Source organism: Rathayibacter tritici, from assembly GCF_001641005.1.
GTDB lineage: Bacteria > Actinomycetota > Actinomycetes > Actinomycetales > Microbacteriaceae > Rathayibacter > Rathayibacter tritici.
This window is the reverse complement of the sequence record NZ_CP015515.1, coordinates 529,583-555,231: the sequence shown is the minus strand read 5'-3', so window position 1 is coordinate 555,231 and position 25,649 is coordinate 529,583. Positions and strand designations below refer to the sequence as shown.

Here is a 25,649-nt window from a genome sequence, read left to right as displayed (position 1 = left end):
GTCGACGGCCCGCCGCCTCCCGACCCACCTCGGACACCGGGGCTGTCTACACTCGGGAGGCGACGACGAAGGAGTGTGCGCGATGCCGGCGAGACCCCACCACCCCGTGAGTTCCCTGCGACTGCCGGCGCTCGTGGCCCTCCTGGTCGCCGCGACCCTTGCGCTGGTCCCGACGACCGCGGCGGTGGCCGAGTCGCCCGTCGCGTTCTCCTCCTCCCCTGTGCTCGACTCGGCCGGCGTGCTGAGCCCCGCTGAGACGACCGAGATCGAGCGGGCCTCGAGCGCCCTCAACAATCAGCACCGCGTGCAGCTCTTCGTCGCCTTCGTCGACACCTTCACCGATCCCTCCGACCGCACTGCTTGGGCCGATGAGACCGCAACGCGCAACGGGCTGGGCACCGACGACGTCCTGCTGGCCGTCGCGGTCGACGCCCGTCAGTACCAGGTGTCGGTGGCGCAGGGCTTCGCCCTCGACGAGGAGCAGGTCTCCTCGCTCCAGACCGACGACATCGAACCCAGGCTCGCCGCGGGCGACTGGGCAGGAGCCGCGGTGGCGGCCGCCGACGGCATCGGGCAGCGCCTGGACGCGCCCACCACCGGCGAATCCCTCGGCTCGGGACTGCTGATCGCGCTCGGGGTGCTCGCTGCCCTGGTCGTGATCGGACTCGTGGTGCTGTTCCTCGTCCGTCGCGCGCGGCGTCGCCGGGCCCAGGAGGCGGTGGAGGCCTCGATAGACGAGCTCGCCACCCGCGCGGGGTCGGCCCTCGTCCACACCGACGACGCCGTCCGCACCAGCGAGCAGGAGGTCGGCTTCGCGGAGGCGCAGTTCGGCGCCGACGCGACCGGCGCGTTCCGCGAGGCGCTGGTCACCGCGAAGCGCCTGCTCGGCGAGGCCTTCACCCTGCAGCAGCGGCTCGACGACGCGGAGCCGGAGACGGATCAGGAGCGCCGCGACGGCTACCAGCGCATCCTCCAGCTCTGCGCCGACGCCGAGCAGACCCTCGACGAGCGCGCGAGCGCCTTCGACGAGTTGCGCGACCTCGAGAAGAACGCCCCGCAGGTCGCCGCCGCACTCGCGGCCCGCGCCACCGAGGTCGGCGACCGCCTCCCCTCGACCCGCGCCCTGATCGCCGACCTCTCCGTCCGCTACGCGCCGACCGCGGTCGAGGACGTGAGCGACGACGCCGACCAGGCCGAGGACCGGCTCCGCTTCGCCCGTGACCAGCTCGCCGCCGCCCAGCAGGCGATGCAGGCCGGCGACTCCGGCCGCGCCGCCGTACTGCTACGCGCCGGGCAGCAGGCCGCCGAGCAGGCCTCGGGGCTCGCCGATGCCGTGGCCGCCCGCCGGGCCGACCTGCAGCGGGCGGAGGCGTCGCTCGCCGGCCGCCTCGCCGAGATCCGCGCCGACGTGGCGCAGGGTCGCGCACTCGCCGCGTCCGACGCTCCGGAGTCCGCCGCCCAGGCTCAGAACGTCGCCACCGCCGTCGCCTCGACCGAGGCCGCCCTCGACGGGGTCGAGCGCGCGGCCGGTTCTCAGCCGCACGACCCGCTCGCCCTCCTCGAGGCACTCGCCGCGGCCGACGCGACCATCGACGCGGCCGTCGGCGGGTTCCGCGACGCCCAGGCCCAGCGCGAACGCGAGCGGGCCGCCCTCGGCGCCGAGTTCACCGCCGCCCGCAGTCGCGTCTCGGCCGCCGAGGACTTCATCGCCGCCCGGCGCGGGGCCGTCGGCTCCGAGGCCCGCACCCGCATCGCCGAAGCCGCCCGCTCCGCCGAGTACGCCGAGCGGATGGCGACCATCGACCCGCGCGAGGCCCTCGCTTCGGCCCAGCGCGCCTCCTCCCTCGCCCAGCAGGCGCTGGAGCGGGCGCGCACCGACGCGGGCAGCTACTCCGCCCCGAATGCCGTCGGCAGCCCGTACGGCCACGGCACGGCGGGCGCCTTCCTCGGCGGGATCCTGGTCGAGTCGCTGCTGAGTGGGGGACGCAGCGGCGGCTACCGCTCGGGCGGCTTCGGCGGGGGCGGGCTCGGCGGCTTCGGCGGGGGCGGCTCGTCCCAGCGCTCCGGCGGCGGCGGGTTCGGCGGGGGACGCAGCGGAGGCGGACGTCGCGGCGGCGGCGGCGGACGCTTCTGATCCTCCCGCCGCACCACGGCTCACCACCCCGGCACCACCTACGACACAAGGAGAGACATCATGGCTCAGAGACAGTCGATCTTCGGCCGCATCGCGCAGCTCGCGAAGGCCAACATCAATGCGCTCCTCGACCAGGCCGAGGACCCGCAGAAGATGCTCGACCAGATGGTCCGCGACTACACCGACAGCATCCGCGACGCGGAGTCCGCGATCGCGACCACGATCGGCAACCTGCGCCTGCTCGAGGACGACTACCGCGAAGACGAGCAGAACGCCCAGGAGTGGGGGAGCAAGGCGCTCGCCGCGAGTCGCAAGGCGGACGAGCTGCGCACCTCCGGAAACGCGGGCGACGCCGACAGGTTCGACGCGCTGGCCAAGGTCGCGCTGCAGCGCCAGATCCAGTCCGAGAAGGAGGCGAAGGACGCCGAGCCGACCATCCGCTCGCAGACCGAGGTCGTCGACAAGCTCAAGTCGGGCCTGAACCAGATGCGCGAGAAGCTGCAGCAGCTTTCCAGCAAGCGCGACGAGCTGATCGCCCGCGCGAAGACCGTCGAAGCGCAGAGCCAGGTGCAGGACGCCGTGAAGAGCATCGACCTGATGGACCCGACGAGCGAGGTGAGCCGTTTCGAGCAGAAAATCCGCCGCGAGGAGGCGCGCGTGCGCGGCGCGGAGGAGCTCGCCTCCTCGAGCCTGGACGCGCAGTTCGAGTCGCTGGAGGACCTCGGGGAAATGACCGAGGTGGAGGCGCGCCTCGCCGCGCTGAAGTCCGGCCGCCCGCAGGACTCGATCAGCTCCTGACGCCCGCGCGCCTCCGACTGCTCGTTCCGTCGGAGGCGCGCGCCCCCATTGCGCCACATCCGGGCGCGAGACTGGCAATCGCCCTGGTGCGGTGGTGCCCGCGTCCCCGTAGTGTTCACAGTAGGTTGCCCGTGACCCCGGCCGCCCACATGCCGCGTCCGGCCACTACCGACGCGGTGAACCATGAGCGGACCGCCCCCGTCGGGATCGCTCGCCAAGAGACTGTCGCCGCCGACGGTCACCACGAAGAGCGAGGCGCTGATGAGCACCCCCACCACCACGTCCGTCCCCGCAGGCGCCCCCCGCGTCGTGCGGACCCGACCCCGCGCCGACGGTCGCGTCAACCCGACGACCGAGTACTCCGGCCTCCTCAGCACGGTCCGCGACGCGGGGCTCCTGCGTCGTCGCACCGGGTTCTACTACACGATGTTCGGCGCGCTCGTCCTCGCGCTCGGCGGTATCGTCACCGGCTTCGTCCTCCTGGGCGACTCCTGGTTCCAGCTTGTGCTCGCCGCTGCCCTGGGCATTGTGCTCACGCAGTTCGCCTTCCTCGCCCATGAGGCCTCGCACCGCCAGGTGTTCGAGTCCGGCAAGGCCAACGACGTCGCAGGACGCACCCTCGCCAACCTCGTCGTCGGCATCAGCTACTCCTGGTGGATGACCAAGCACAGCCGTCACCACGCGAATCCGAACGTTCTGGGCAAGGACCCGGACATCGAGCGCGACGTCGTCTCGTTCACTGCCGAGGACGCTGCGCGCTCGCGCGGCCTCTACGCCTGGCTCACCCGCCGCCAGGGCTACGCGTTCTTCCCGCTGCTGCTGCTCGAGGGCCTCAACCTGCACCTGCACGGCTTCCGTACCGTGTTCGGCAAGGGCAAGGTCGACAAGCGATGGGTCGAGATCTCGATGCTCGTCACCCGCGTCGGCCTCTACCTCGCCGTCGTCTTCTGGGCGCTCCCGCTCGGCATGGCGTTCGCCTTCGTCGGCGTGCAGCTGGGCGTCTTCGGCCTGTACATGGGCGCCTCCTTCGCGCCGAATCACAAGGGCATGCCGCTGCTGCCGAAGGAGGCGCGCGTCGACTTCCTGCGCCGCCAGGTCCTCACCTCGCGCAGCATCCGCAGCACCTGGTTGACCGACCTGTACATGGGCGGCCTCAACTACCAGGTCGAGCACCACCTCTTCCCGAACATGCCACGCCCGGCGTTGCGCCGCGCGCAGGTCATCGCCAAGGAGTACTGCGCCACCCACCAGATCCCGTACACCGAGACCTCGCTGATGGAGTCGTACGCGATCGTTGTGCGCTACCTCAACAAGGTCGGCCTCTCGGCCGGCGGCGACCCGTTCGACTGCCCCGCCGCCTCCGCCTACGGGCGCTGAGTCCCCGCCTTCGAGGGCCCCTCGCACCGATCCGGTGCGGGGGGCCTTCGTCGTCGGCGCGAGCGCAAGGGGGTGCCCCCGGCGGCGTCGGAGTCGTAGCGTCGGACCATGAGCAGCTCCGACTACGACATCGAGCCCACCCCGTCCGACGCGACCGACGACGCGCGCACGCCCGACCCCGCGACCGAGACCGGCACCTCCGCCGGTCTTGACGAGATCGGCGGCGCCTCCTCTCCTCTGGCCGACGGCGTCGGCGCCGACGGCGAGGAGCAGAACCCGCCGCTGCCGGACTGGGGGCCCACCGACGGCGTCCACGGGACCGACGCCGAGACCGACGCTTCGGGTACCGAGCAGCGCTGATTCGTCCACGGCCGGGACCTTCTCGGCCGGTCGGCGAACGATCCGACTGCGTTCCGAGCAGGTCCCTCCGTGTTCGCCCGAGGGTCGACCGGCGGTGTGTCGCCGCGCCCTACACTGGCGAAATGCAGCCGACCGAACGCGCCCTCCGCGTGATCTCCTACAACCTCCGGGAGCACCGAGCGCACGCGGAGATCGCTCCTCTCGCCGCCCGCCATGACATCGACGTCCTCTGCCTGCAGGAGTGCGACACGACAAAGCTGCCGCAGGAGGTAGGCGCGCTCCGACTCGCCTCGGTCACCGCCCGCAACCGTCTGGGCCTGGCTGTCTACTACTCGCAGGATCGCTTCGAGCTCTCGGCAAGCGCTGCGTTCGAGCTCAGCAAGTCCATGCACGACCGGGTGATGTCACCGGCTCACGAGCGCTTGCTGGCCGTCCGCCTCGACGACCGCGACGGCGGCTCGATCGCGGTCTCCTCGTTCCACGCCGCTCCGCTGTCGGCCGGCAACGCCCTGCGCCGCAAGCAGATCGACGAGGCACTGAATCGGCTGCGGGAGTATGCACCGGACACCCCATCGCTCATGGTCGGCGATTACAACTACCCGTGGTTCTTCCGCAGACTCGACCGCCGGATGACCCGCAACGGCTACCTGGTCTCGCGCAGCGACTCCCCCACCTATGCGCGCTACCGCTACTTCAGCGGGCACTTCGACTTCGCCATCAGCGACTCCGTGCGGATCGAGCGTGTCTCGACGCTGCCCCAGGGCGTTTCGGACCACCTCCCGGTGATGGTCGACGCGCACTACACGGTGCCGGCCGCCTAAGCGCCTGCGTCGTCGCGGTCGCTAGGCTCGGGGGGTGACGACCTTGATCCTCGCCCGGCACGGAGAGACTGTCTGGCACTCCGAGAACCGCTTCGCGGGCTCCTCCGACATCGCACTGACCCCCCGGGGTCAGGACCAGGCCGCGACTCTGGCGGCCTGGGCCGTCGACGCCGACCTCGAGGCGGTGTACTCCTCCACCCTCGTCCGGGCCGTGCGCACCGCCGTGCCGGCCGCGCGCGCCGCCCACCTCGAGCTCCAGCCCGACCCGGCGCTGGTCGAGGTCGACTTCGGCCGCGGTGAGGGGCTGACGACCGACGAGATGGAGAAGCGCTTCCCGGACGAGTACCACGCGTGGGTCGCCGCCCCGGCGATCCAACCGATGCCCGGAGGCGAGTCGGGCCTGGACGCCGTTGCCCGCGCCAACACCTCGCTCGCCCGGATCCACAGCGAGCACCCCGACGGCCGCGTACTCGTCGTCGCGCACGGCACGCTGCTCCGCTTGCTCCTCTGCGCCTACCTCGGCATCAACCCCGAGACCTATCGGCACACCTTCCCCGTGGTCGACAACGTGTCGCTGACCACGCTGCGCTGGGACGAGACCGGCATCGGACTGCTCGGCTACAACGTTCCGCCCGTGCAGACCCAGCGGCGCTCCAGCTGAGCGCAGTGGCCGGGCCGGAGCGCCCTCCGGCGAGCGCGGGCTCGATCGGCCTCGTGCTCGGGTCGGTCGCGAGTGTGCAGCTCGGCGCCTCCTTCGCCGTACTGCTCTTCCCCGCCGCGGGGCCGCTCGGCACCGTGACGTTGCGGCTGGTGTTCTCGGCCGTCGTGCTGCTCCTGGTCTGCCGTCCGCGGCTGCGCGGCCACAGCCGCAGCGACTGGGCGACGGTCGCCGCGTACGGACTCGCCCTCGGCGGGATGAACGCCTGCTACTACGAGGCGATCGCTCGGATCCCGCAGGGCGCGGCGGTGACCCTCGAGGTGCTGGGGCCGCTGACGCTCTCGGTGATCGCCGGGAGGAGCCTCGCGAGCCTCGTCTGGGCTGTGCTCGCGCTGGCCGGCGTGGTGACGCTCTCGCAGGGCGGCTTCTCGGCGCTGGATCCGGTTGGTGTCGGCTTCGCGCTCGGCGCGGCGGTGCTCTGGGCGGCGTACATCGTGTTCGCGGGGCGCACCGGCGGGCGGTTCCAGGGGCTCGACGGGCTCGCACTGGCGCTCGCGGTCGGAGCAGTCGTCTCGCTGCCGGTCGGCATCGCGTCCGCCGGGCCCGCCCTCGTGCTGCCGCCGGTGCTGCTGCTCGGGCTCGCCGTGGCGGTGCTCTCCTCTGCCGTCCCCTACGCGCTCGAGCTGCTGGCGCTGCGGCGGCTGCGCTCCTCCACATTCTCGATCCTGATGTCGCTGGCGCCCGGGGCCGCCGCGCTGTCGGGCTTCCTCGTGCTCGGGCAGCGGCTCAGCGCGGTCGAAGTGGTCGGGATCGCACTCGTGGTGGCCGCGAGCATCGGAGCGGTGCGGAGCGCGCGGACCCCCACATGAGGGGTATTAGTTTGTTAGCCTAGCTATGTGCCTTCAATCGGGACTCCGCGGAACGACCGCACTCCGACGACCCTCGCAGACGAGCTGCGGGCGGCGACCGGGCGGCTCCGGCGACGACTCCCCGAGCAGGGTCAGCACGAGCTCAAGGATCGGAGCCTGCTGTACTCTGCGGCGGCGGCGCGCGCGGTCGCCGACCGGTGAGCGCGATGTTCCGCTCCCTCGCGGTGCCGAACTACCGGATCTGGTTCGCCGGCGCGATGGTCTCGAATGTCGGCACCTGGATGCAGCGCACCGCTCAGGACTGGATCGTGATCAACGACCTCACCGATCACGATGCGACGGAGCTCGGCGTGACGATGGCGCTGCAGTTCGGGCCGCAGCTGGTAATGGTCCCCTTCTCCGGCTTCATCGCCGACCGCTTCGACCGTCGCACGCTGCTGATGGCCACCCAGGGCGCGATGGGGGCGCTCGGGCTCGGGCTGGGCCTGATCGTCGTGACAGGCGTCGTCCAGCTCTGGATGGTGTACCTCTTCGCTCTGCTGCTGGGCTTCGCCGCCGCGATCGACGCACCCGTGCGCCAGACCTTCGTCTCGGCACTGGTGGAGGAGCACGATCTCACCAACGCCGTCTCGCTGAACTCGGCCTCGTTCAATTCGGCCCGGATGATCGGGCCGGCTCTCGCGGGCGTGCTCATCGCCGCGATCGGTTCCGGCTGGGTGTTCCTGCTCAACGCGGCGAGCTTCCTCGCCGTGCTGCTCTCGCTCCGGGCACTGCACCGCGATCAGTTGCGCAGCGCCCCGCGCGCGACCCGCGAGCCGGGCGCACTGCTGGAAGGGTTCCGCTACGTCTCGAGGCGGCCGGACATCCTGGTGGTGCTGGCGATCGTGTTCCTGATCGGCACGTTCGGCCTCAACTTCCCGATCTTCGCCTCGACGATGGCGACCGTCGAGTTCGACCTGGGGGCGAGCGAGTTCGGCCTACTCTCCTCCGCGATCGCCGTCGGCTCGGTGCTGGGGGCGCTGCTCTCGGCTCGGCGGGACCGCCCGCGGCTCCGCCTTATCGTCGGCGCCTCGGCCGCATTCGGCCTCGCGCTCGCGCTGGCCGGACTGATGCCGACCGTCTGGGCGTTCGCGATTTTGCTCCCCTTCGTCGGGATCGCGTCGCAGACGCTGATGACCTCCGCCAACGGTTACGTGCAGCTCTCGACAGCGCCGGAGATGCGCGGCCGGGTGATGGCGTTGTACCTCGCGATCTTCGTGGGCGGGACGCCGGTCGGTGCGCCGCTGATCGGTTGGGTGACGGACGCCTACGGGCCGCGCCAGGCGATGCTGGTGGGCGCCGCCTCCGGGATCGCGGCGGCCGCGATCGGGGTCGGCTTCCACCTCCGCCTGCGCCATGCCGCCCGGTTCGCGGCGGCCGACGTCGAGCCCGGCTCAGGTACCGGGGCCCGCCCGCTCCTGAGCCCCCGCGCGTGAGAGCGCGCCGAACTGTACAGAAAATCGCGAGCAACGTACACTCACCGCATGGTCACGATCTCCGTCACGGATGCGCGCGCGAACTTCTCCGACCTCGTCGAGCGGTCCCACACCGAGGCCGTCATCGTCGAACGCCGCGGGCGAGCGGAGGCTGTCATCGTCAGTCCCGAGCAGTACGAGCGGATGATGGACGCCCTCGAGGAGGTCGAGGACGTCCAGGCCTTCGACGCCGCGATGGCCGAGGAGGGCGACGACATCCCCTGGGCTCAGGCCAAGGTCGATCTCGGCTGGGAATGAGCAGCTACCGCATCAATCTGCGGCCCGCGGCCGTCAAGGCTCTTCGGGGGATCGACCAGCGGGACCGGAAGCGGATTCAGGGCGTCATCGCACTTCTCGGTGAGGATCCCCGACCGCCCGGCGCCACGGCCCTGCGAGGACGGCCCGGACTCCGGGTCCGCGTTGGCGACTACAGAATCCTTTACACCGTCGACGATGGCGTGCTCCTCGTCGTGGTCATCACGCTCGGCCACCGCCGCCAGGTCTACGAGCGATGATCCTCTCACCCCTCACGCCTCGCGCGTGATCTCGACGCGGACGAAGAGCTTCGACGAGCGCGGACCCGCGAAGACCCCGCGCAAGGGCGCGATGTCGTTGTAGTCGCGGCCCCGGCCCACGATGACGTGGCGATCGCCGATGTCCATCAGATTGGTCGGATCGTAGCCGCGCCACGCGCCTCCGCAGAACCACTCCACCCAGGCGTGCGACTCCCCCACCACGGTTTCGCCGATCTCGGCGTGCGGCTTGGGGTGGAGGTAGCCCGACACGTAGCGCGCCGGGATACCCACCGAGCGCAGCGCCCCGAGGACGATGTGGGTGATGTCTTGGCAGACGCCCTCGCGTGCGGTCCACGACTCCGACGCCGTGGAGTGCACGCCGGTAACGCCCTGCCGGTACGTCATCGCCCGACCGATCGTCTCGGCGATCGAGAGCGCGGCCTCGCAGGGGCCGGAGGCGTCGTCGGCGAGCGACCGGGCGAGTGCCGCGAGATCCTCCGCGGGCGCGGTGCGGTGGGTCTGCTTCGACTGCTCGACGTACTCCGTGCGCGTCTCGACCTGCTCGGACAGCTGCTCCCAGCCGGTGGGGTGGTCGGGATGAGGCTTCGGCCGGATCTCGACGAGCGAGGTCGCCGTCAGCGAGAGCTCACGATGGGCGTCGAGCACGTCGAACGACGAGACGCGGGTGCCCCAGTAGTCGGTGTAGGCGTGCACCGAGGTCACCGGCCGGATGTCGAGGTTCGAGAACAGCACCAGCTGCCCGTCGGAGGAGGCGGGCAGCATCCGCGCCTCGTTGTACGACGCGACCACATCTCCCGCGTAGGTGAAGCCCGTGGTGTGTCTGATGCGCAGCCTGCTCACAATGCCTCCCCGATCCAGCTCGGCATGACGTTGGTGGGGAAGTACCGCTGGCGAATCGCCTCGGACGCGGCCGACGTCGCCTCCTGCACGCTGTCCATATGGCGCGGCAGGTCCACGAGGATGTCGGTGATCGGCCGGAACTCCAGCTCGCTGCGGATCCGCCCGAGGACGCGCTGCGCATCTCCCGAGTGGCCGATGCGGCCGGTGCGCGGCTCGATGTCGCGCATGCACGCCTCCGCCCGCGAGACCGAGAAGAGGATCGAGCGCGGGAAGAGCCGGTCCAGGAGGAGGAACTCGGCCGCGTTCCGCGCGCTCGGCACGCCACGGTAGGTGCGCAGGTAGGCCTCGTAGGCGCCGCAGGAGCGAAGGATCGTGGTCCAGGAGGGGCCGCTCGCCTCGGTGAGCGACCGGGTGGCGAGGAGCCGGGCGGTCATGTCGGCGCGCTCGATCGAGCGGCCGAGGGTGAAGAACTGCCAGGCCTCGTCGCGCGAGGTCGCCGACTCGATGATGCCGACGGCGAGGGCGGAGCGCTCGCGTACCCAGCTGAAGAACTCCGAGACGCGCTCGCCCGACACGCGGCGCGGCATCCGGGTGCGCGTGGTGTTCAGGCACTCCCAGAGCTCGGTCGAGACGATTTCGCGGGCGCGGCGGGCGTTCTCGCGGGCGGCGCCGAGCGAGTAGGCGATCGAAGCGGGGTTTGCGCGGTCGATCGCGAGGATGCTCAGCACGTCGGCGCGGGTGATGTCGCGCATATCGTCGGGCGGGGTCGAGCCCATCACCGACAGGAGCGAGCGACAGGCCGTGTCCTCGTCGATCCACGGATCCTCGAGGAGGAGCTGGAGGTGGACGTCGAGGATGCGGGCGGTGCCGTCGGAGCGCTCGATGTAGCGGCCGATCCAGAACAGCGACTCGGCGATCCGGGAGAGCATCAGTCGTCCTCCCCTGCCGCGAGAGTCTGCTGCTGCTGCTGCTGGTCCTGGTCGTTGGTCGGCGCGTCCTGCGGCGAGTGGTCGGGGGTGTGGTTGAGCGGGTAGACGATCGGGATGGAGCTGGTGACCGCGGCCTGCTCGGCGACGAGCGCCTGGATGTCGCGTGCCTCGGGCTCGGCGGTGCGCGGATCCTCCAGACCGACCACCCAGGTGTCCTTCGATCCGCCGCCCTGCGACGAGTTGACGACGAGCTGCCCCTCCGGGAGCGCGACGCGGGTGAGACCGCCGGGCAGCACCCAGACGTCGGTGCCGTCATTCACGGCGAAGGGCCGCAGGTCGGCGTGGCGGGGACGCATCCCGTCGTCGACGAGGGTGGGGATGGTGGAGAGCTGCACGACCGGCTGGGCGATCCAGCCGCGCGGGTCGGCCTGGAGGCGCGAGCGCAGCTCGGCCAGCTCCTTCGCGGACGCGGCCGGCCCCACGACCAGCCCCTTCCCGCCGGAGCCGTCGACCGGCTTCACGACGAGCTCGTCCAGGCGGTCGAGCACCTCCTCGAGCGCGCCCGGGTCCTCCAGCCGCCAGGTGTCGACGTTCTTGATCACCGGCTCCTCCGAGAGGTAGTAGCGGATGAGGTCGGGCAGGTAGGTGTAGACGAGCTTGTCGTCGGCCACGCCGTTGCCGACAGCGTTGGCGATGGTGACGGTCCCGAGCCGGGCGGCGAGCATCAGGCCGGGGGAACCGAGCATCGAGTCGGCGCGGAACTGCAGCGGATCGAGGAACTCGTCGTCCACGCGGCGGTAGATCACGTCCACCCGGGTGGGGCCGGAGGTGGTGCGCATGAACACCTTGCCGCCGGTGCAGAACAGGTCACGGCCCTCGACCAGCTCGACGCCCATCAGGCGGGCGAGCAGGGTGTGCTCGAAGTAGGCGGAGTTGTAGACGCCCGGGGTGAGCACGACGACTGTCGGGTCATCGACTCCCTCCGGGGCCGAAGCGCGCAGGGCCTGCAGCAGCTTGTTCGGGTAGTCGCCGACCGGGCGCACGCGCATCGAGACGAACAGCTCGGGCAGGGTCTGCGCCATCATCCGGCGGTTCGAGATCACGTAGGAGACGCCGGAAGGCACCCGCACGTTGTCCTCGAGGACGCGCCAGCCGCCCTGCTCGTCGCGGATCAGGTCGATGCCGGACACCTGGATCCGCACGCCGTTGGCCGGGACGATGCCCGCCGCCTGACGGTGGAAGTGGTGAGAGCTGGAGATCAGGCCCGCCGGGATCACTCCGTCGGCGACCGCGTTCTGCGGGCCGTAGACGTCGGCGAGGAAGGCCTCGAGGGCGCGGACTCGCTGCGTGATGCCGCTCTGCACCTCGTTCCACTCCGCGCGCTCGATCACCCGCGGCACGGCGTCGAGGGGGAACGGACGCTCCTCCCCCGCGAAGTCGAAGGTGACACCCTGCGCGAGGTAGGAGGAGGCGAGCGCGTCGGTGCGGCCGCGCAGCTCCTCCTGGGTCATCCGCGCGAGCGAGGAGTAGATGTCGCGGTAGGCGCCGCGGACCCCGTCGGGGCCTCCTGCAGACGCCACGTCGGCGAACATCTCGTCCCAGGGGGCGGCACCCGAGACGGGCCGCGCGACCTTCTGGGACCCGTATCCGTCGAAAAGGTCACCCATGACACGACTCTAGTGCGGGGCGCATTGCCGGGATGTTCCGGGGAGCGCGGGCTGTCCGGCTCGCGGTCACGGACGACATCAGACCTTGCACGCGGCACTCGTCCCGTGAACGCTGTAACCTTTCAGTGGCATCGCTACATGGGTGCGCTCGGTTACACTGCAAGCAGTACCCGATGGGTTACATTATGGTATGTAGCCGTACGGTTACACCTATGGAGGAGGCGGACGATGTTCAGTGGAGTGAACGACCTGAGGCAGCTCGTGGTCTCACTGCGAGAGAACGCGGGCCTCAGCCAGGCCGAGCTCGCCCAGCGTGCAGGACTCTCCAGGAAGTGGGTGAACGAGTTCGAGCGAGGTAACCCCAATGCGAGAGTCGGTGCGGTGCTCGACGTGCTCCGAGCACTGGGTTACGGCCTCGAAGAAACAGCGCTCGATGCCCGCCGCGCGTGAGCTCGTCGCCTATCTCGACGGCAGAAGAGCCGGAACCTTTCTGCAGGAAAGCACGGGCAACACCGTCTTCGTCTATGACGAGGAGTACAGGCGCGACCCGCTGAGCACCCCCCTCTCCTTATCGATGAGCACAGCAGTGGAGCGACACAACAAGCGGAAGGTCCTGCCCTGGCTCAACGGGCTCATCACCGACAACGACGCAGCACGAAGCGCCATTGCTCAACGCTTCGACGTCAATCCCAAGAATCCATTTGCCATCCTCGAACACACAGGAGCCGACACCCCAGGAGCCGTTCAACTTCTTCCTCCTGGAAAAGGATCTACCGACGCGGACAGTGACCGGACCGCGGTAGAGAGATTGGCAGACGAGGACGTCGCCGAGCAGCTTCGATTGGTCATCGACGAGTACCGCGATGGGACTCCGGACGCGCGCCTCGATCAGCGGTTCTCTCTCCCTGGAGCGCAACCCAAGATCGCGCTCGTTCGCGACCGAGGCGAGTGGGCACGTGCGTTGGGCGCAACTCCGACAACCCACCTCCTCAAGCCGGTCCCACCGGACGGATTCCGGCGCGTCGACGTCGTCGAATACTTGACATTGACCGCGGCGAGCAACCTGGGTCTCACGACTGCCGAGTTCTGGATTGAGCAGATCGGGCCACACCGAGTCTTCGTCTCGAAACGCTACGACCGAGAGCCCGGAGCAGACGGAATCATCCGGCGATTACATCAGGAAGACCTAGGACAGGCCCTGTCAACGGATCCTGCGAAGAAGTACCAGCGACGGGATGGTGGACCAGGGATCGGCGCCGTCGCGACCCTCATCCGCGCTCTTGCACTCAGCGACAGCCAGAGAGTGCAGACCGGATGGGAGTTCTTCCGTGGTGTTGCCTTCAACAGCGTCGCCTACTGCACCGACGCGCACATCAAGAACTATTCGATGATGCTCGACGGCGCCCACTCTCAACTAGCACCCCTCTACGACCTGAACACCATCGCCCCCTACCTTGACGATCGGTCGCGATTCGGGGCCAGGGGTGAAGCACCACAGGCGGCAATGTCGATCGACGGTGAATACCGCTTCGATGCGATGTCCGACGCAGGCTTCGCGAAAGAAGCGAAGAAGCTCGGGGTGGACGGCGGTCGAGCCGTCGATGAGGTCCGTCGGCTTCGCCGCGACCTGGTGGGAGCCTTCGAGATCGCCCGCGACTCCCTCGTCACTGTCGATGACGACACGACGAGCTTCGCCCAGGAGGTCGTCGACGGGGTGGCCCGCATTCCTTCCCTGACGCGCTCCTGAGCAGCCAAACGAGGGCCGGGAATGAATCCGGCTGCGCGCGGTTGTATGCCCTTGTACATGCAGACGCATAGACCAGGCCCCGCCGGGCCGGAGGACAGAAGGAGCGCCCGATGCAGTTCGGCATCTTCACGGTCAGCGATTCAACGACCGACCCCACGACCGGACGGACACCGTCGGAGTCCGAGAAGATTCAGGCGACCCTCGCGATCGCGCTGAAGGCCGAGGAGATCGGCCTCGACGTCTTCGCCCTCGGCGAGCACCACAATCCGCCGTTCTGGTCCTCCTCCCCCACTACCACGCTCGGCTACCTCGCGGCGAAGACCGAGAGGATCCAGCTCTCGACCGCGATGGCGCTGATCACCACGAACGACCCGGTGAAGCTCGCCGAGGACTACGCGATGCTTCAGCACCTCGCCGGCGGCCGCGTCGACCTGATGCTCGGCCGCGGCAACACCGGCCCCGTCTACCCGTGGTTCGGCAAGGACATCCGCCGCGGCATCGAGCTGACGATCGAGAACTACGACCTGCTCCATCGCCTCTGGACGGAGGAGTACGTCGACTGGGAGGGTCACTTCCGCACCCCCCTCCAGGGCTTCCAGTCCACCCCGCGCCCCCTCGACGGCGTCGCGCCGTTCGTCTGGCACGGCTCGATCCGTTCGCCCCAGATCGCCGAGCAGGCCGCGTACTACGGCGACGGCTTCTTCGCGAACCACATTTTCTGGCCCGCCTCGCACACGCAGAAGATGGTGGAGCTCTACCGCCAGCGCTTCGAGCACTATGGCCACGGCACCGCGGACCAGGCGATCGTCGGGCTCGGCGGGCAGATCTTCCTGGCGCAGAACTCGCAGGACGCCCTCTCGCAGTTCCGCCCCTACTTCGACAACGCCCCCGTCTACGGCCACGGCCCCTCTCTCGAGGACTTCACCGAGCAGACCCCCCTCACCGTCGGCTCCCCGCAGCAGATCATCGATCGCACCCTCGGCTTCCGCGAGTACGTCGGCGACTACCAGCGCCAGCTGTTCCTGATGGATCACGCGGGCCTTCCGCTGAAGACCGTCCTGGAGCAGATGGACATGCTCGGCGAGATCCTCCCCGCTCTGCGCGCCGGATTCGCCGAGGGCCGCCCGGCGCACGTGCCGGACGCGCCCACCCACTCCTCCCGTGTCGCCGCGCGCGACGCGCAGCCCGAGCCCGTCACCGTCTAGTCAGGAGCCCGCATGGACACCCGCAGGATCACCGTCCTCTCGGCCGGCCTCAGCCAGCCGTCCTCGACCCGTCTGCTCGCCGACCGCCTGGCCGACGCCACCGAGTCCGCCCTCGTCGAACAGGGCTTCGCCGTCGAGCGGAGCGTCGTGGAGCTGCGCGACCTCGCGCACGACGTCACGAACAACCTCCTCACCGGCTTTGCGAGCCCGGCACTGCAGACTGCGCTGGACGCCGTCGCCGGCGCCGACGGGCTGATCGCCGTGACGCCGATCTTCACCACCAGCTACAGCGGGCTCTTCAAGTCGTTCGTCGACGTCCTCGACACGGAGGCGCTGCGCGGCCTACCCGTGCTGCTGGCCGCCACGGGCGGATCACCCCGCCACTCCCTCGCTGTCGACTACGCGATGCGTCCGCTGTTCAGCTATCTGCACGCGGCTCCACTGGCGACCACCGTGTTCGCGGCGACGGACGACTGGGGCGGCGCGACCGAGGACGGACGGGCGCTGCCTTCGCGCACTGAGCGCGCCGGACGCGAGCTGGCCGCCGAGGCCGCCCGCTCCTCCCGCTCCGGATCCGCCCCCGACCCGTGGGCGCTCGACGGATCGTTCGAGGGGATGCTGGGCCGCCGCAGCTGAGCGTCCGGCGGGCCGTTTTTTCGACGACCCGCTCCGGCCGGCCTGGGCGTGGAGAGTGCGGGGTGACCACCCCTGTGTGCCACCGGGGGTGTCAATCCCCCCCGTCCAACCGACCGGGCCGGTACCGACTCGCGGTACGGTCATCGCAAGCGCCCGTCCTGTGCGCCTGGAGCGCACCGTTCGAGCGGAAGGCGGGATCGCCGTGAGTGCTATCGCCGCGAATGCCGCCCAGCAGAAGGTCGCGGGCCGTTACTACCTGATTGAGCGGATCGGCTCCGGGGGGATGGGCTCGGTCTACCGGGCTCGTGACGAGTCGGTGCAGCGCGACGTCGCGGTGAAGGTGTTCCGCGCGGAGGCCTCGGACCCTGAGGACGTCGCCCGTCAGGAGCGCGAAGTGCGGATGCTGAGCTCCTTCGCCCATCCCAATATCGTGAACCTGTTCGACGCCGGCCTGCACAACTTCGGCGGCGACGTGCGCCGCTACGTCGTGATGGAGCTCGTCGCCGACCCCACGATGGAGGCGCGGCTCGAGGCCGGCCCCCTCCCCGCGGGTGAGGTCGCTGCGATCGGCGCGCAGCTCGCCGAGGCGCTGGCCTATCTGCACGAACGGGGCGTCGTGCACCGCGACGTGAAGCCCGCGAACATTCTGGTCAGTGACGTCGCGTCCAGCGGCTACGACCGCACGGCCAAGCTCACCGACTTCGGCGTGGCCCACTTCATGGACGGGTCGCGCCTGACCAGCGACGGCGTCGTGATCGGCACCGCCAGCTTCGTCAGCCCGGAGCAGGTTGCGGGCGAGCAGATCAGCGGAGCGAGCGATGTCTTCTCGCTCGGGCTGGTCCTCCTCGAGGCGCTGACCGGGCACCGCGAATATTCGGGAACGGTCCTGGAGGCAGCGATCGCTCGCCTGCACCACAGCCCCTCCGTGCCGGACACGCTGCCCGCGGAGTGGAGGACGCTGCTGTTATCGATGACGCAGCGGAATCCGGACAAGCGGCCGACCGCTGACGAGGTGGCACACAGTCTGCGTGGAGGGGTGGCGGCGGGGTCCGCTTCGAACTCGCGCGCGGCTCGGATGCGGCGCACGGTGATCATCGGCTCGAGCGTGGTGGGCGTCAGCGCGATCGCGGCGCTCTCGTGGATGCTGGGAGTGCTGACCGGGCGCTGACCGCCGTGCGGTGCGGGGGCCGCGCGATCTGCAGGCACCCGTGCGATTCGCAGGTCACGCGTGCGATTCGCAGGGGACGGTGCGATTCGCAGGGGCTCGTCGGCGGAGAGCGCTCTCCGCCGCGTGGCGCCGGTCCGGAACGACGGATCTCCTGCACATCGGACTCGCCCTGGCTCGGGGTGCTGTGGTCTTGGACGTGCGCGGTCTGTCGGGGGCCGTGCGATGTGCAGGGGGCCGTGCGATGTGCAGGGGCTTCCAGGCGGAGAGCGCTCTCTTCCGCGTGACGCCGCTTGGGCATGACGGATCCCCTGCACATCGGACGGTGGGGACGGAGGAAGGCCTACGCCTCGCCGGGGAGCGCGAGGCGGAGGACGATCCGGGTCCAGGCGCCGAGGTAGATCCGGTCGCCCTCCTGCACTTCACGCCGCTGACCGGCCGCGATCGGCGTCTGTGGGAGGGGTGCGCCGGCCGCCGCGAGGTAGGTGCCGTTCGCCGACTGCAGGTCCTCGACCCACCAGCGGTAGCCGTCCGTGCTCAGCTGACAGTGCCGGCGTGAGACTCCGGAGTCGGAGCCGCAGTCGACCTGAGGCGAGATGCCGCGCGAGACGGAGGGCCGCCCCACCAGCTCGGTGCGCTCGCGCAGGACGACCGTCGCGGGCGGTCCGGGCGAGGGCATCGGGTCGTCGGCGCGCTGCTCGGCGTACCACTCAGGATCGACCCAGAGCTCGGCGATCCAGGGGCGGTCCGGATCGGCGGAGGCGGCCGTGCGGGCGGACCCGGTGGCCGGCGCGGACGTGGCCTTCTCCGGCGGCGCCACCTCCGGAATCACCTCGGTCGGCGGGGCGGCATGCGGAGCAACAGCCGCGGCAACAGCCACGGAGCCGGCCGGCGGCACCGTCGCGACCGGCGTGTCAAAGCCCGCCTCCTGCTCCGGAATGAGCTCGGTCGGAGCCGCGGGGTCGACCCGCGGCGCAGAGGCCTCCCCCGGGTGCTCGGCCGGGTCGCCGCCCGGTGTCGCCGATCCGCCGACCTCGCCCGGCGCGCGCACGGCGCCCGAGGCGGTGAACGGATCGGCCTCGGGCAGGGAGCCGGTGGTGAAGTCGTAGCCGCAGTTCTCGCAGAACAGCGCACCGGCCTCGTTGGGGAACGAGCAGTGCGGGCAGACCGAGGGTCCGGTCGGGATCGCCGTGGTCGGCGCGGCGGGAGCGGGAGGCGTGACCGGCGCGGCTCCGATCGGCGCCCCGCAGACGTCGCAGTAGTCGCCCGACTGGGAGGTGTGCCCCTCGGGGCAGCGGAAGCTCACTTGCGCACCCGTGTCGTCTTGGTCGACGCGGTGTCCAGCGCCATCTCGTCGAGACGGTCGACACCGCGCCTGAGCCGCACCGTCCCCTCGTTCGGGTTGTCGATCTCGACGACCTTGCGCAGCTTCGCGGTCGCCTCGTCGTTCCCGGTGACGGACGCGAGCTGCACGGCGCGGCCAAGCTTCACCGTCGCGGTCGCCTCGTCGCCCCGGGCTTTCGCCGCGAGTCCGTCCTGGATCGCCGAGGCGAGCTCGGTCTGGCCGGTGTAGTGCGCGACGGCCGGGTCGATACGGGCGGTCAGAGCGGAGTCGTCGGTCCAGCGAGCCTTCACCAGGGCGGAGGCGACCACCTGGTCGCGGACACTGAGCTGCACCCGCGCGGCCAGCTGCTCCGCACCGACCGGCTTCGATGCGACCCGGACAGCCACGTGGTACTCCCGAGACTCATCGCCCCAGGCGCCGGTCGGGTAGGCGCCGGTGAGCGGATTCACGGCGGAGCGCCGGACGCTGAGGTCCTCGAGGTTCGGCGCCACCTGGCGGACGAAGAGCAGCTGCGCGCCCTGCGGCGTCCACACCCGCAGCTCGCCGTTGGCGACTCCGCGGCCCATCGACGCCCGCATCAGCGTCTCGAAATCGGCGGCCATGTCGGCCGGGTTCGCGATCAGGCCCACGGTACCCAGCAGGGCGCTCGCGATCGTGCGCGCCTCCTCGACGATCCAGCGCGAGCCGACGCCGCGCACGTCGCACTGGAACTCGCCGCCCGCCGCTCGGATCGCCGCATCGAGCTGCATCCGCGACTCGTGCTCGTTCTTGCCGTCCGTGAGCAGGATCGCGTGCCGCTGGGTCGCCTCCGGAACTGTCGCGAACAGCTGGCGGGCGAGGGTCAGCCAGGTGCCCATCGCGGTGCCGCCGTCGGCCTGGAGGTAGCCGATCGCTTCCTTCGCCGCGGCACGCGCACCCGGCTCCATGCGCACCATCGATACCGTGGCGTTGGGGTAGGGGAAGGCGCGGTCGGCACGCTCGGAGCCGGCGACGATCGCGAAGAATGTGCCGTCAAGGATCTGGTCGACGGCCACGGCGGCGGCGCGCTTGGCGGCCGTCATGTTCTCGCCCGTCATCGATCCGGAGCAGTCGACGATGATGATCTCGGCTGCGGCACCGTCGGACCCGGCGGCTCCGGTGCCGGACGCGGTCACCGTGATAATGGCGTGCACGTCAGTCGCGCCGTCCGAGAGGAACTCGTTCTGGAAAACCGTCGCGCTGAACTCCGCCATTGCGTCAGTTTATGGGGACGCCCGACGCGGCGGGCCCCGGCACCACGATGGTGTACCGCGTGCACCGCGGAACGCACCGGATGCCGTTGCTCGTAGCGTTCACGCTGGTCGCGCTCTTCATCGGGATCGCCGAGAGCATCGCGACCTCGGCGGGGGCCTGGCTCTACCCCGATCAGGTCGTCGGCTGGCAGCCCGTGTCGGTGTCCACGCTGGTCTCCTGGTTCCTGCTGATGATCGTCTCCGTCCTGCTCGCTCGTCCACCTGCCGCGCGCACCGGACGCGACTCTGCCCGTCGGCCCCCGCCGGCGGACCACCGACGCCTGACCGCCGAGCGCCCCCCCCGTCCGGGTTCGGTGGCGACGCCGAGGCAGTCGAGGAATCCGCGGTACGACCGGGCCGCAGCGATCCTGACGCGCGCCATCGTTGCCGGATTTGACGTCGTACTGCCCGTGCGGGACAGGGGAGAGGGATACACTGCGGAGCCGACCCGCTGTGCCGGGTCTCAGGCACTTCATTGATCGGGCACCACCGCTGCGGCCCTCCGGACAGAATCGGCTGCTTCCATGCCACACCACGACAGCGCCCAGGGGCACCACGACAGCGCCCAGGGACATCTCGACAGCGCCCCCGGTGCTCTGCGCCCTCGGGCGGACCGGCGACCCACCGTCTCGGTCGTGATCCCCGCCTTCAACGAGGAGGTGATCATCGCCAGATGCCTCGAGGCGCTCGGGAATCAGAGCGATCCGGCCGACGAGATCATCGTGGTCGACAACGGCAGTCGCGACGCAACGCTCGCGATCGTCGCTCGATTCGCGCGGGTTCGGGTCGTGCACGAACCGCGTCGCGGCGTCGGCCACGCGCGCTCGAGCGGTTTCGACGCCGCCAGAGGAGACGTCATCGCCCGGATCGACGCCGACTCGCTCGTCCGCGCCGACTGGGTCGAGAGCATCCGCACGATCTTCGCGACCGAGGACATCGATGGAATCGGCGGGGGCGCAGCGGTCGCTGAGCTCTCCCCCCACGGCCGGTTCTGGTTCAGTTGCTGGTACCGGGGCTTTCGGGCGTGGCACCAGCGCAGCATCGGTGTGCGGCCCATGCTCTACGGCTTCAACAGCGCGTTCCGCCGCGACGCGTGGCTCACGGCCCGGCCCCTGGTCGGAGCCGACGACGAAGGGATCAGCGAGGACGTCGATGTCACCATCGCCCTCCTGCGCACCGGCCACTCCCTCCGCTACGCACCGACGGCGATGGTGAAGGCCCGGCTGTTCCGCTCGATCGACCGCGACAAGCTCTCCCGCTACTACCGCACCGACACGCTGACCCTCGCGCGGCACGGCTACGGCAACCCGGCCCGGCGACGCACGTGCTCGGCGCCGGTGGCCGCACCGCCCGCGTCCGTGACGTCCCCAGCGGATCCGTCACCTCGATGAGCGAGGTTGTGAGTACGACGCCCGCCGCGGTCGTTCCCCGCCCGCACTGGTACCAGTCCCCGCGCTTCTGGCTGAGCGCAGCGACGGCTGTCATCGTTGCGCTGATCGTGTGGAGCGCCTGGCCGACCGTGGTCGACGCCGTGGGGAACCTGAACCGGATCAACCTGTGGATCCTCGTGCTGCTGGTGCCCCTGCAGCTCGCGAGCTTCGCTGCCACGGGTGAGGTCCTCTTCTCCTTCCTCCGCTCCCAGGGCGAGATCTCGCGGGTGGGTCCACTCACGGCCATGCGGATGTCGCTCGAGTTCAACTTCGCGAATCACATGTTGCCCGCCGGCGGCTCCGCCGGCATCGCCTATACGGCGTGGAAGCTGAGCACCCTCGGCGTGCCAGTGAGCCGCGCCACGTTCGCCCAGCTCGCGCGCTTCGCCGTGACCTTCGCCTCCTTCCTCCTCCTGCTCCTCGTCGCGGCCGGCTCGCTCCTGTTCTCGGGCGATCCGGCGCCGGGAGTGCTGTGGCTCGCCGCCCTCATCGGCGGCCTCGCGATCGGCGCCACGATCGCCGGCTTGGTGCTGCTGCGCCGCCGCCGCCTGCTGCACCGGTTCGCCGGATTCGTCGCCTGCGCGGCCGATCGCGCCGTACGGCTCTTCCGGCGCCGCTCGAGGATCGACACGGTAGCGCTGGTGCGCTTCTTCGACGGTTTGCATCTCGAGCTGCGTCGTGTCCTGACCCGGCCGCGCGCCCTCATCGCTCCGTTCGCCTGGTCCTTCGCGGTGAACGCTCTCGATGCCGGGCTGTTCTGGGTGGCTCTCGCCTCGTTCGGGACGGCCGCCGATCCCGCACTCGTCTTCGTGGCCTACGGCGTGGCCACGGTCGCCAGCATGGTCATCGTCACACCCAACGGTGTGGGCGGCTACGAGGTCGCGATGGTGGGAACCCTCGTCGCCGGCGGCGTCGATGGCACGGTGGCCATTGCGGCGGTGGTCCTCGCGCGAGTCATCCTCCTCTTCGGGACCATCGTGTTCGGCTGGCTCTTCTACCAGCACAGCATCGCGACGGCCGGAGCACCGCGCGTGACGGCGGCCGGTCGCCGCTGAACCGCACCGGCGCCCGCCCCGCAGGCCCGTCAAGCCCGGCGCGGACACCGCCGGAGCCTGAGAGGCTGAGCACGTGCCTGCGTGGACCCTCGCCCTCATCAGTGGCGCCATCGGTGGCGCCACCCTTCTGATCGGCGCCTTTCTCGCCTGGTTCGTGCGCGTCCCTCCCAAGCTCACCGCCGCGATTTCGGCGTTCGGCGCGGGCGTGCTGATTTCGGCGCTCGCGTACGAGCTCGTGCAGGAGGCGGTGGACGACGGCGGGCTGCTCGCGACGATCCTCGGGACCCTCGCCGGAGCCGTGGTCTTCGTCGGCGCCGACGCGCTGCTCACGCGAGCGGGGGCGGGGAACCGCAAGAGCGCCAAGGGGTCGGGCGGCGGCGCGGGAGCGGCGATCGCCGCCGGCGCGCTCATCGACGGCATTCCGGAGTCGATCGTGCTCGGCCTCTCGGTCGCGCAGGGCGGGACGGGAGCGGCGATCAGTGTGCCGATCGTCGCCGCGGTCGCGATCTCGAACCTGCCCGAGGGCCTCTCCTCCACGGTCGGCATGAAGACGGACGGCCGATCCGCTCGCTACGTCTTCACCGTCTGGGGCGGGATCGCGGCGCTGTCGGCCGCGGCCGCGCTCGTCGGCTTCCTGGTCTTCGCGACGGCACCGGGAGCGGTGGTGGCGTTTGTGACGACCGTCGCCGCAGGCGCGATCCTGGCGATGATCTCGAACACGATGATCCCGGAGGCTTTTGACCGGGACAACGTGCTCACGGGGCTCTACGCGGTACTCGGGTTCGTGACGGCGTTCGCGCTGCATAGCGCTTCTTAGGACGCCACTTCTTATTGCTGCGCTTCTGAGAATCCCGCTCCGCGCGCGGCGGTGTGGACATCCTCAGCCCGAGATCGGCCTTCCCCCGACAGTCCCTGCCAGCCTGCCGAGGACGGAAGAGGACCTCGATGACTGCTCATTTTTCTGCTCGGCGCCACCGGCTCAGGCGGCGACTCGGCACACGGATACTGCTCGCCTGCATCGGCGTCGGTGTCACGCTCGGAATGCTCAGCGCGGGCGCTGCGCCGGCGAGCGCTGTCTCCGAATTCCGCGAGCAGATCCCCATTCAGGCCGGGAGCCACGTCGCAATCGGGAGATTCCGATGCACCGTCGGCGCCGTCCTCATTTCGACGACCTGGTACGGGTCGATGGGTCCGTCGGCCCGGGCGACGCGCTACATCGTCACGGCGGGACACTGCGGCCACGTAGGCGACCCGGTCAGAGTGAACCTCCAGGGCATCATCGGCTCGGTGATCTGGGAATCGCCAATACTCGACGCGGAGATCGCGCGGATTGACCCGATCGCCGAGAACAACTTCGGCTGCGATCCCAGCTCGGCGCTCCACCGCTGCACCATCGCCACGGCCTATACCCGGCGAGCAACCGGCCGAATCTTCCTGTTCGACAACGGCGGACGCTACGCAAGCCTGCCCGTCACCGGAATGGGCGTCCCCGGCGTCAATGAGGTCTTCTGCACGAGCGGCGCCTACTCCGGCGTGAACTGCAGCTGGGGTATCCATCCGCTTCCGCCCGGTTCTCCGCCGTACATCCTCGGCGCGAGGACTTTCCGCAACCAGGTCGAAGACGGGGATTCAGGAGGACCGGTGGCGAGCAGGAGTGGGACGCTGTACGGAATCATCAGCGATGGCACGTATCCAAAGGACCCGGATCCCGACTTCATGACCTACGTCCCCCTCAGTCGCATTCTGCAGGCGCAGCCCGGCTACACCCTCGCACCGCCCACCTGAAGCGGTGGTCGCCCGGCACCGGTCGGCGGCGTCCTGCGTCCGATCAACCGCTGAAGGCGGTGAGGGCGTCATCGAGGATGCTGAGGCCGCGAGCGACCTCCGCGGGGGTGATGACAGCCGGGGGAACGACGTGGATCCGATTGTCGGCGGTGAAGGGCAGCAGGCCTCGGGCGAGCAGGTCGGCCTTGAGGCGGGCGACGGCCGCGGCGGGCAGCGGAGTGCGCGCGGCCCGGTCGGTGACGAGCTCGAGCGCCCAAAAAACTCCTGAACCGCGGACCTCACCGATCAGGTCGTGCTTGGCCTCGAGAGCGGCCAGGCCGGGTGCGAGGTGCTCGGAGCCGATGATCCGCGCGTTCTCGACGATGCCCTCCTCCGCCATCGCTTCGAGCGTCGCGACGACGCTGGCCGCGGCGAGCGGGTGGCCGGAGTAAGTGAGGCCGCCGGGGAAGACGCGCTCGTCGAAGTGGTGGGCGATCGGATCCGAGAGGACGACGCCGCCGATCGGGACGTAGCCCGAGTTGACGCCCTTCGCGAAGGTGATGAGGTCGGGACGCACGTCGAAAGCGTCGAAAGCGAACCACTCGCCCGTGCGCCCGAAGCCGGCCATGACCTCGTCGAGGATCAGCTGGATGCCGTACCGGTCGGCGATCTCGCGCACACCCGAGAGGTAGCCGGGCGGCGGCGTGAGCACGCCCGCGGTGCCGGGGATGGTTTCCAGCAGGAACGCGGCGATCGACTCCGGCCCCTCTGCCTGGACAATGCGCTCGAGGTGGTGCAGGGCGCGCTCGCACTCCTGCTCGATCGTCTCGGCCCAGAACTCGGTGCGGTAGAGGTACGGTCCGAAGGCGTGCACGTGACCGCGGGCGTACTCGTTGGGGATGCGCCGCCAGTCACCGGTGGACACGATCGCCGCGCCGGTGTTGCCGTGATAGGAGCGATACAGCGACACGACCTTGTCGCGGCCGGTGACCAGGCGGGCCATCCGGATCGCGTTCTCGTTCGCGTCCGCTCCGCCGTTGGTGAAGAAGACCTTCGCCATGCCCTCCGGCGCCCGCTCGATGATCAGGCGCGCCGCCTCTGCACGGGTCTCGTTCGCGGAGGCGGGGCCGACCGTGGCGAGAATGCCGGCCTGCTCCTGGATCGCGGCGACGACCTTCGGATGCTGGTAGCCGATGGTGACGTTGACCAGCTGGCTCGAGAAGTCGAGGTAGCGGGTGCCGTCGACGTCCCAGACCTCGGCGCCGAGGCCGCCCGCGATCGGCAGCGGATTCAGGGCGCCCTGGGCCGACCAGGAGTGGAACACGCGGGACCGGTCCGCAGCGGTGACCGAGGCGTTGTCGCGGACGGCGGGAAGGGGCGAGGACGTCATGGAGTCCATCGTGCCGCGACCGGTGCACCTCCGCGCGGGCGGATCCGTCGACGCGCCGCCTCCGACCTGGCCGGAACGTCGAGGCCTGTGCGGATCTCCTCAGCGCCGAGCCGTGTCTCTCTCGACTCGCGCTGGCAC

Annotated in this window: 27 protein-coding genes; 21 read left to right on the top strand and 6 right to left on the bottom strand. The window is 70.3% G+C overall.

Annotated features, from left to right (window positions below; all coding sequences use genetic code 11):
* Positions 1-82 precede the first annotated feature (82 nt).
* The 11 genes from A6122_RS02560 (at position 83) to A6122_RS02515 (ending at position 9,046) form a co-directional block, all read left to right on the top strand.
* The gene (locus A6122_RS02560; protein WP_068251260.1) at positions 83-2,134 is read left to right on the top strand and encodes a TPM domain-containing protein; all 2,052 of its coding nucleotides are present in this window, start codon (positions 83-85) and stop codon (positions 2,132-2,134) included.
* Between the two features lie 60 nt (positions 2,135-2,194).
* Positions 2,195-2,932: a PspA/IM30 family protein gene (locus A6122_RS02555; protein WP_068251256.1), complete on the top strand. Its 738-nt coding sequence runs from the start codon at positions 2,195-2,197 to the stop codon at positions 2,930-2,932.
* A 261-nt stretch (positions 2,933-3,193) separates the two neighbouring features.
* Complete coding sequence (locus tag A6122_RS02550; RefSeq protein ID WP_068256897.1) at positions 3,194-4,309, top strand: fatty acid desaturase family protein; 1,116 nt, start codon at positions 3,194-3,196, stop codon at positions 4,307-4,309.
* Between the two features lie 108 nt (positions 4,310-4,417).
* Entirely contained in the window at positions 4,418-4,669 is a 252-nt protein-coding gene (locus A6122_RS02545; RefSeq protein WP_068251248.1) for a hypothetical protein, read from the top strand.
* Positions 4,670-4,791: 122 nt separating this feature from the next.
* On the top strand, positions 4,792-5,490 hold the full coding sequence (locus tag A6122_RS02540; RefSeq protein WP_068251245.1) for an endonuclease/exonuclease/phosphatase family protein: 699 nt from the start codon (positions 4,792-4,794) through the stop codon (positions 5,488-5,490).
* Positions 5,491-5,524: 34 nt separating this feature from the next.
* Positions 5,525-6,151 carry a histidine phosphatase family protein gene (locus A6122_RS02535; protein WP_068251242.1) on the top strand — a complete coding sequence of 209 codons (627 nt, stop codon included), beginning with the start codon at positions 5,525-5,527 and terminating at the stop codon, positions 6,149-6,151.
* 5 nt (positions 6,152-6,156) lie between these two features.
* Positions 6,157-7,017 (top strand): EamA family transporter, encoded by an 861-nt coding sequence (locus tag A6122_RS02530; protein ID WP_208855042.1) that lies wholly within the window; start codon positions 6,157-6,159, stop codon positions 7,015-7,017.
* 27 nt (positions 7,018-7,044) lie between these two features.
* Positions 7,045-7,218, top strand: coding sequence for a hypothetical protein (locus A6122_RS16340; RefSeq protein WP_157593776.1), 174 nt, complete (start codon positions 7,045-7,047; stop codon positions 7,216-7,218).
* A gap of 5 nt (positions 7,219-7,223) precedes the next feature.
* Positions 7,224-8,492 (top strand): MFS transporter, encoded by a 1,269-nt coding sequence (locus A6122_RS02525; RefSeq protein WP_068256891.1) that lies wholly within the window; start codon positions 7,224-7,226, stop codon positions 8,490-8,492.
* A 48-nt stretch (positions 8,493-8,540) separates the two neighbouring features.
* Complete coding sequence (locus tag A6122_RS02520; protein WP_068251239.1) at positions 8,541-8,789, top strand: type II toxin-antitoxin system Phd/YefM family antitoxin; 249 nt, start codon at positions 8,541-8,543, stop codon at positions 8,787-8,789.
* On the top strand, positions 8,786-9,046 hold the full coding sequence (locus A6122_RS02515; RefSeq protein ID WP_068251237.1) for a type II toxin-antitoxin system RelE family toxin: 261 nt from the start codon (positions 8,786-8,788) through the stop codon (positions 9,044-9,046). Before A6122_RS02520 ends, A6122_RS02515 begins: the two co-directional genes overlap by 4 nt.
* Positions 9,047-9,058: 12 nt before the next feature.
* Here the strand turns inward: A6122_RS02515 and A6122_RS02510 are convergent, their stop codons facing one another.
* From A6122_RS02510 to A6122_RS02500, 3 genes are read right to left on the bottom strand one after another with little or no spacing between them, the layout of a single operon-like run.
* Entirely contained in the window at positions 9,059-9,907 is an 849-nt protein-coding gene (locus A6122_RS02510; RefSeq protein ID WP_068251235.1) for a transglutaminase family protein, read from the bottom strand.
* The gene (locus A6122_RS02505) at positions 9,904-10,836 is read right to left on the bottom strand and encodes an alpha-E domain-containing protein (RefSeq protein WP_068251232.1); all 933 of its coding nucleotides are present in this window, start codon (positions 10,834-10,836) and stop codon (positions 9,904-9,906) included. The genes A6122_RS02510 and A6122_RS02505 overlap by 4 nt, the downstream gene beginning before the upstream one ends.
* Positions 10,836-12,503, bottom strand: a complete 1,668-nt coding sequence (locus A6122_RS02500; protein ID WP_068251228.1) for a circularly permuted type 2 ATP-grasp protein — start codon at positions 12,501-12,503, stop codon at positions 10,836-10,838. The genes A6122_RS02505 and A6122_RS02500 overlap by 1 nt, the downstream gene beginning before the upstream one ends.
* Positions 12,504-12,743: 240 nt before the next feature.
* On the opposite strand from A6122_RS02500, the gene A6122_RS16335 reads away from it, so the two are divergent.
* The 5 genes from A6122_RS16335 (at position 12,744) to A6122_RS02475 (ending at position 17,259) form a co-directional block, all read left to right on the top strand.
* Positions 12,744-12,953: a helix-turn-helix domain-containing protein gene (locus A6122_RS16335; RefSeq protein WP_237358222.1), complete on the top strand. Its 210-nt coding sequence runs from the start codon at positions 12,744-12,746 to the stop codon at positions 12,951-12,953.
* A complete protein-coding gene (locus A6122_RS02490) occupies positions 12,937-14,250 on the top strand; it encodes a HipA domain-containing protein (RefSeq protein WP_068251223.1) in 1,314 nt (437 codons plus the stop codon). Before A6122_RS16335 ends, A6122_RS02490 begins: the two co-directional genes overlap by 17 nt.
* 110 nt (positions 14,251-14,360) lie before the next feature.
* A complete protein-coding gene (locus A6122_RS02485) occupies positions 14,361-15,455 on the top strand; it encodes an LLM class flavin-dependent oxidoreductase (RefSeq protein ID WP_068251220.1) in 1,095 nt (364 codons plus the stop codon).
* 12 nt (positions 15,456-15,467) lie between these two features.
* On the top strand, positions 15,468-16,091 hold the full coding sequence (locus tag A6122_RS02480) for an FMN reductase (RefSeq protein WP_068251216.1): 624 nt from the start codon (positions 15,468-15,470) through the stop codon (positions 16,089-16,091).
* A gap of 202 nt (positions 16,092-16,293) precedes the next feature.
* A complete protein-coding gene (locus tag A6122_RS02475; protein ID WP_146076670.1) occupies positions 16,294-17,259 on the top strand; it encodes a serine/threonine-protein kinase in 966 nt (321 codons plus the stop codon).
* Between the two features lie 340 nt (positions 17,260-17,599).
* Here A6122_RS02475 and A6122_RS02470 read toward each other — a convergent pair whose 3' ends face one another.
* Both A6122_RS02470 and A6122_RS02465 read right to left on the bottom strand, forming a co-directional pair.
* Positions 17,600-18,562 (bottom strand): FHA domain-containing protein, encoded by a 963-nt coding sequence (locus tag A6122_RS02470; protein WP_068251211.1) that lies wholly within the window; start codon positions 18,560-18,562, stop codon positions 17,600-17,602.
* Positions 18,559-19,833: a VWA domain-containing protein gene (locus A6122_RS02465; protein ID WP_068251208.1), complete on the bottom strand. Its 1,275-nt coding sequence runs from the start codon at positions 19,831-19,833 to the stop codon at positions 18,559-18,561. Before A6122_RS02465 ends, A6122_RS02470 begins: the two co-directional genes overlap by 4 nt.
* Positions 19,834-19,844: 11 nt before the next feature.
* Between A6122_RS02465 and A6122_RS17540 the strand changes: the two genes are divergently transcribed.
* From A6122_RS17540 to A6122_RS02440, 5 genes are all read left to right on the top strand, one after another.
* Positions 19,845-20,351 carry a DUF817 family protein gene (locus A6122_RS17540; protein ID WP_068251205.1) on the top strand — a complete coding sequence of 169 codons (507 nt, stop codon included), beginning with the start codon at positions 19,845-19,847 and terminating at the stop codon, positions 20,349-20,351.
* A gap of 45 nt (positions 20,352-20,396) precedes the next feature.
* The gene (locus tag A6122_RS02455; protein ID WP_068251201.1) at positions 20,397-21,263 is read left to right on the top strand and encodes a glycosyltransferase family 2 protein; all 867 of its coding nucleotides are present in this window, start codon (positions 20,397-20,399) and stop codon (positions 21,261-21,263) included.
* Complete coding sequence (locus A6122_RS02450) at positions 21,260-22,357, top strand: lysylphosphatidylglycerol synthase transmembrane domain-containing protein (RefSeq protein ID WP_146076671.1); 1,098 nt, start codon at positions 21,260-21,262, stop codon at positions 22,355-22,357. Before A6122_RS02455 ends, A6122_RS02450 begins: the two co-directional genes overlap by 4 nt.
* A gap of 73 nt (positions 22,358-22,430) precedes the next feature.
* A complete protein-coding gene (locus A6122_RS02445; RefSeq protein WP_068251194.1) occupies positions 22,431-23,174 on the top strand; it encodes a ZIP family metal transporter in 744 nt (247 codons plus the stop codon).
* A 443-nt stretch (positions 23,175-23,617) separates the two neighbouring features.
* Complete coding sequence (locus A6122_RS02440) at positions 23,618-24,142, top strand: trypsin-like serine protease (protein WP_157593775.1); 525 nt, start codon at positions 23,618-23,620, stop codon at positions 24,140-24,142.
* Between the two features lie 43 nt (positions 24,143-24,185).
* Here the strand turns inward: A6122_RS02440 and A6122_RS02435 are convergent, their stop codons facing one another.
* Positions 24,186-25,511 (bottom strand): aspartate aminotransferase family protein, encoded by a 1,326-nt coding sequence (locus tag A6122_RS02435; protein ID WP_068256888.1) that lies wholly within the window; start codon positions 25,509-25,511, stop codon positions 24,186-24,188.
* Positions 25,512-25,649 lie beyond the last annotated feature (138 nt).

Bases quoted from the DNA above. Each gene is read 5' to 3' on its own strand.
- A6122_RS02545 (WP_068251248.1), top strand. From the start codon at position 4,418: ATGAGCAGCTCCGACTACGACATCGAGCCCACCCCGTCCGACGCGACC.
- A6122_RS17540 (WP_068251205.1), top strand. From the start codon at position 19,845: ATGGGGACGCCCGACGCGGCGGGCCCCGGCACCACGATGGTGTACCGC.
- A6122_RS02450 (WP_146076671.1), top strand. From the start codon at position 21,260: ATGAGCGAGGTTGTGAGTACGACGCCCGCCGCGGTCGTTCCCCGCCCG.
- A6122_RS02435 (WP_068256888.1), bottom strand. From the start codon at position 25,511: ATGACGTCCTCGCCCCTTCCCGCCGTCCGCGACAACGCCTCGGTCACC.
- A6122_RS02465 (WP_068251208.1), bottom strand. From the start codon at position 19,833: ATGGCGGAGTTCAGCGCGACGGTTTTCCAGAACGAGTTCCTCTCGGAC.
- A6122_RS02520 (WP_068251239.1), top strand. From the start codon at position 8,541: ATGGTCACGATCTCCGTCACGGATGCGCGCGCGAACTTCTCCGACCTC.
- A6122_RS02505 (WP_068251232.1), bottom strand. From the start codon at position 10,836: ATGCTCTCCCGGATCGCCGAGTCGCTGTTCTGGATCGGCCGCTACATC.
- A6122_RS02550 (WP_068256897.1), top strand. From the start codon at position 3,194: ATGAGCACCCCCACCACCACGTCCGTCCCCGCAGGCGCCCCCCGCGTC.
- A6122_RS02490 (WP_068251223.1), top strand. From the start codon at position 12,937: ATGCCCGCCGCGCGTGAGCTCGTCGCCTATCTCGACGGCAGAAGAGCC.
- A6122_RS02485 (WP_068251220.1), top strand. From the start codon at position 14,361: ATGCAGTTCGGCATCTTCACGGTCAGCGATTCAACGACCGACCCCACG.
- A6122_RS02555 (WP_068251256.1), top strand. From the start codon at position 2,195: ATGGCTCAGAGACAGTCGATCTTCGGCCGCATCGCGCAGCTCGCGAAG.
- A6122_RS02560 (WP_068251260.1), top strand. From the start codon at position 83: ATGCCGGCGAGACCCCACCACCCCGTGAGTTCCCTGCGACTGCCGGCG.
- A6122_RS02480 (WP_068251216.1), top strand. From the start codon at position 15,468: ATGGACACCCGCAGGATCACCGTCCTCTCGGCCGGCCTCAGCCAGCCG.
- A6122_RS02515 (WP_068251237.1), top strand. From the start codon at position 8,786: ATGAGCAGCTACCGCATCAATCTGCGGCCCGCGGCCGTCAAGGCTCTT.
- A6122_RS02455 (WP_068251201.1), top strand. From the start codon at position 20,397: ATGCCACACCACGACAGCGCCCAGGGGCACCACGACAGCGCCCAGGGA.
- A6122_RS02500 (WP_068251228.1), bottom strand. From the start codon at position 12,503: ATGGGTGACCTTTTCGACGGATACGGGTCCCAGAAGGTCGCGCGGCCC.
- A6122_RS02525 (WP_068256891.1), top strand. From the start codon at position 7,224: ATGTTCCGCTCCCTCGCGGTGCCGAACTACCGGATCTGGTTCGCCGGC.
- A6122_RS02540 (WP_068251245.1), top strand. From the start codon at position 4,792: ATGCAGCCGACCGAACGCGCCCTCCGCGTGATCTCCTACAACCTCCGG.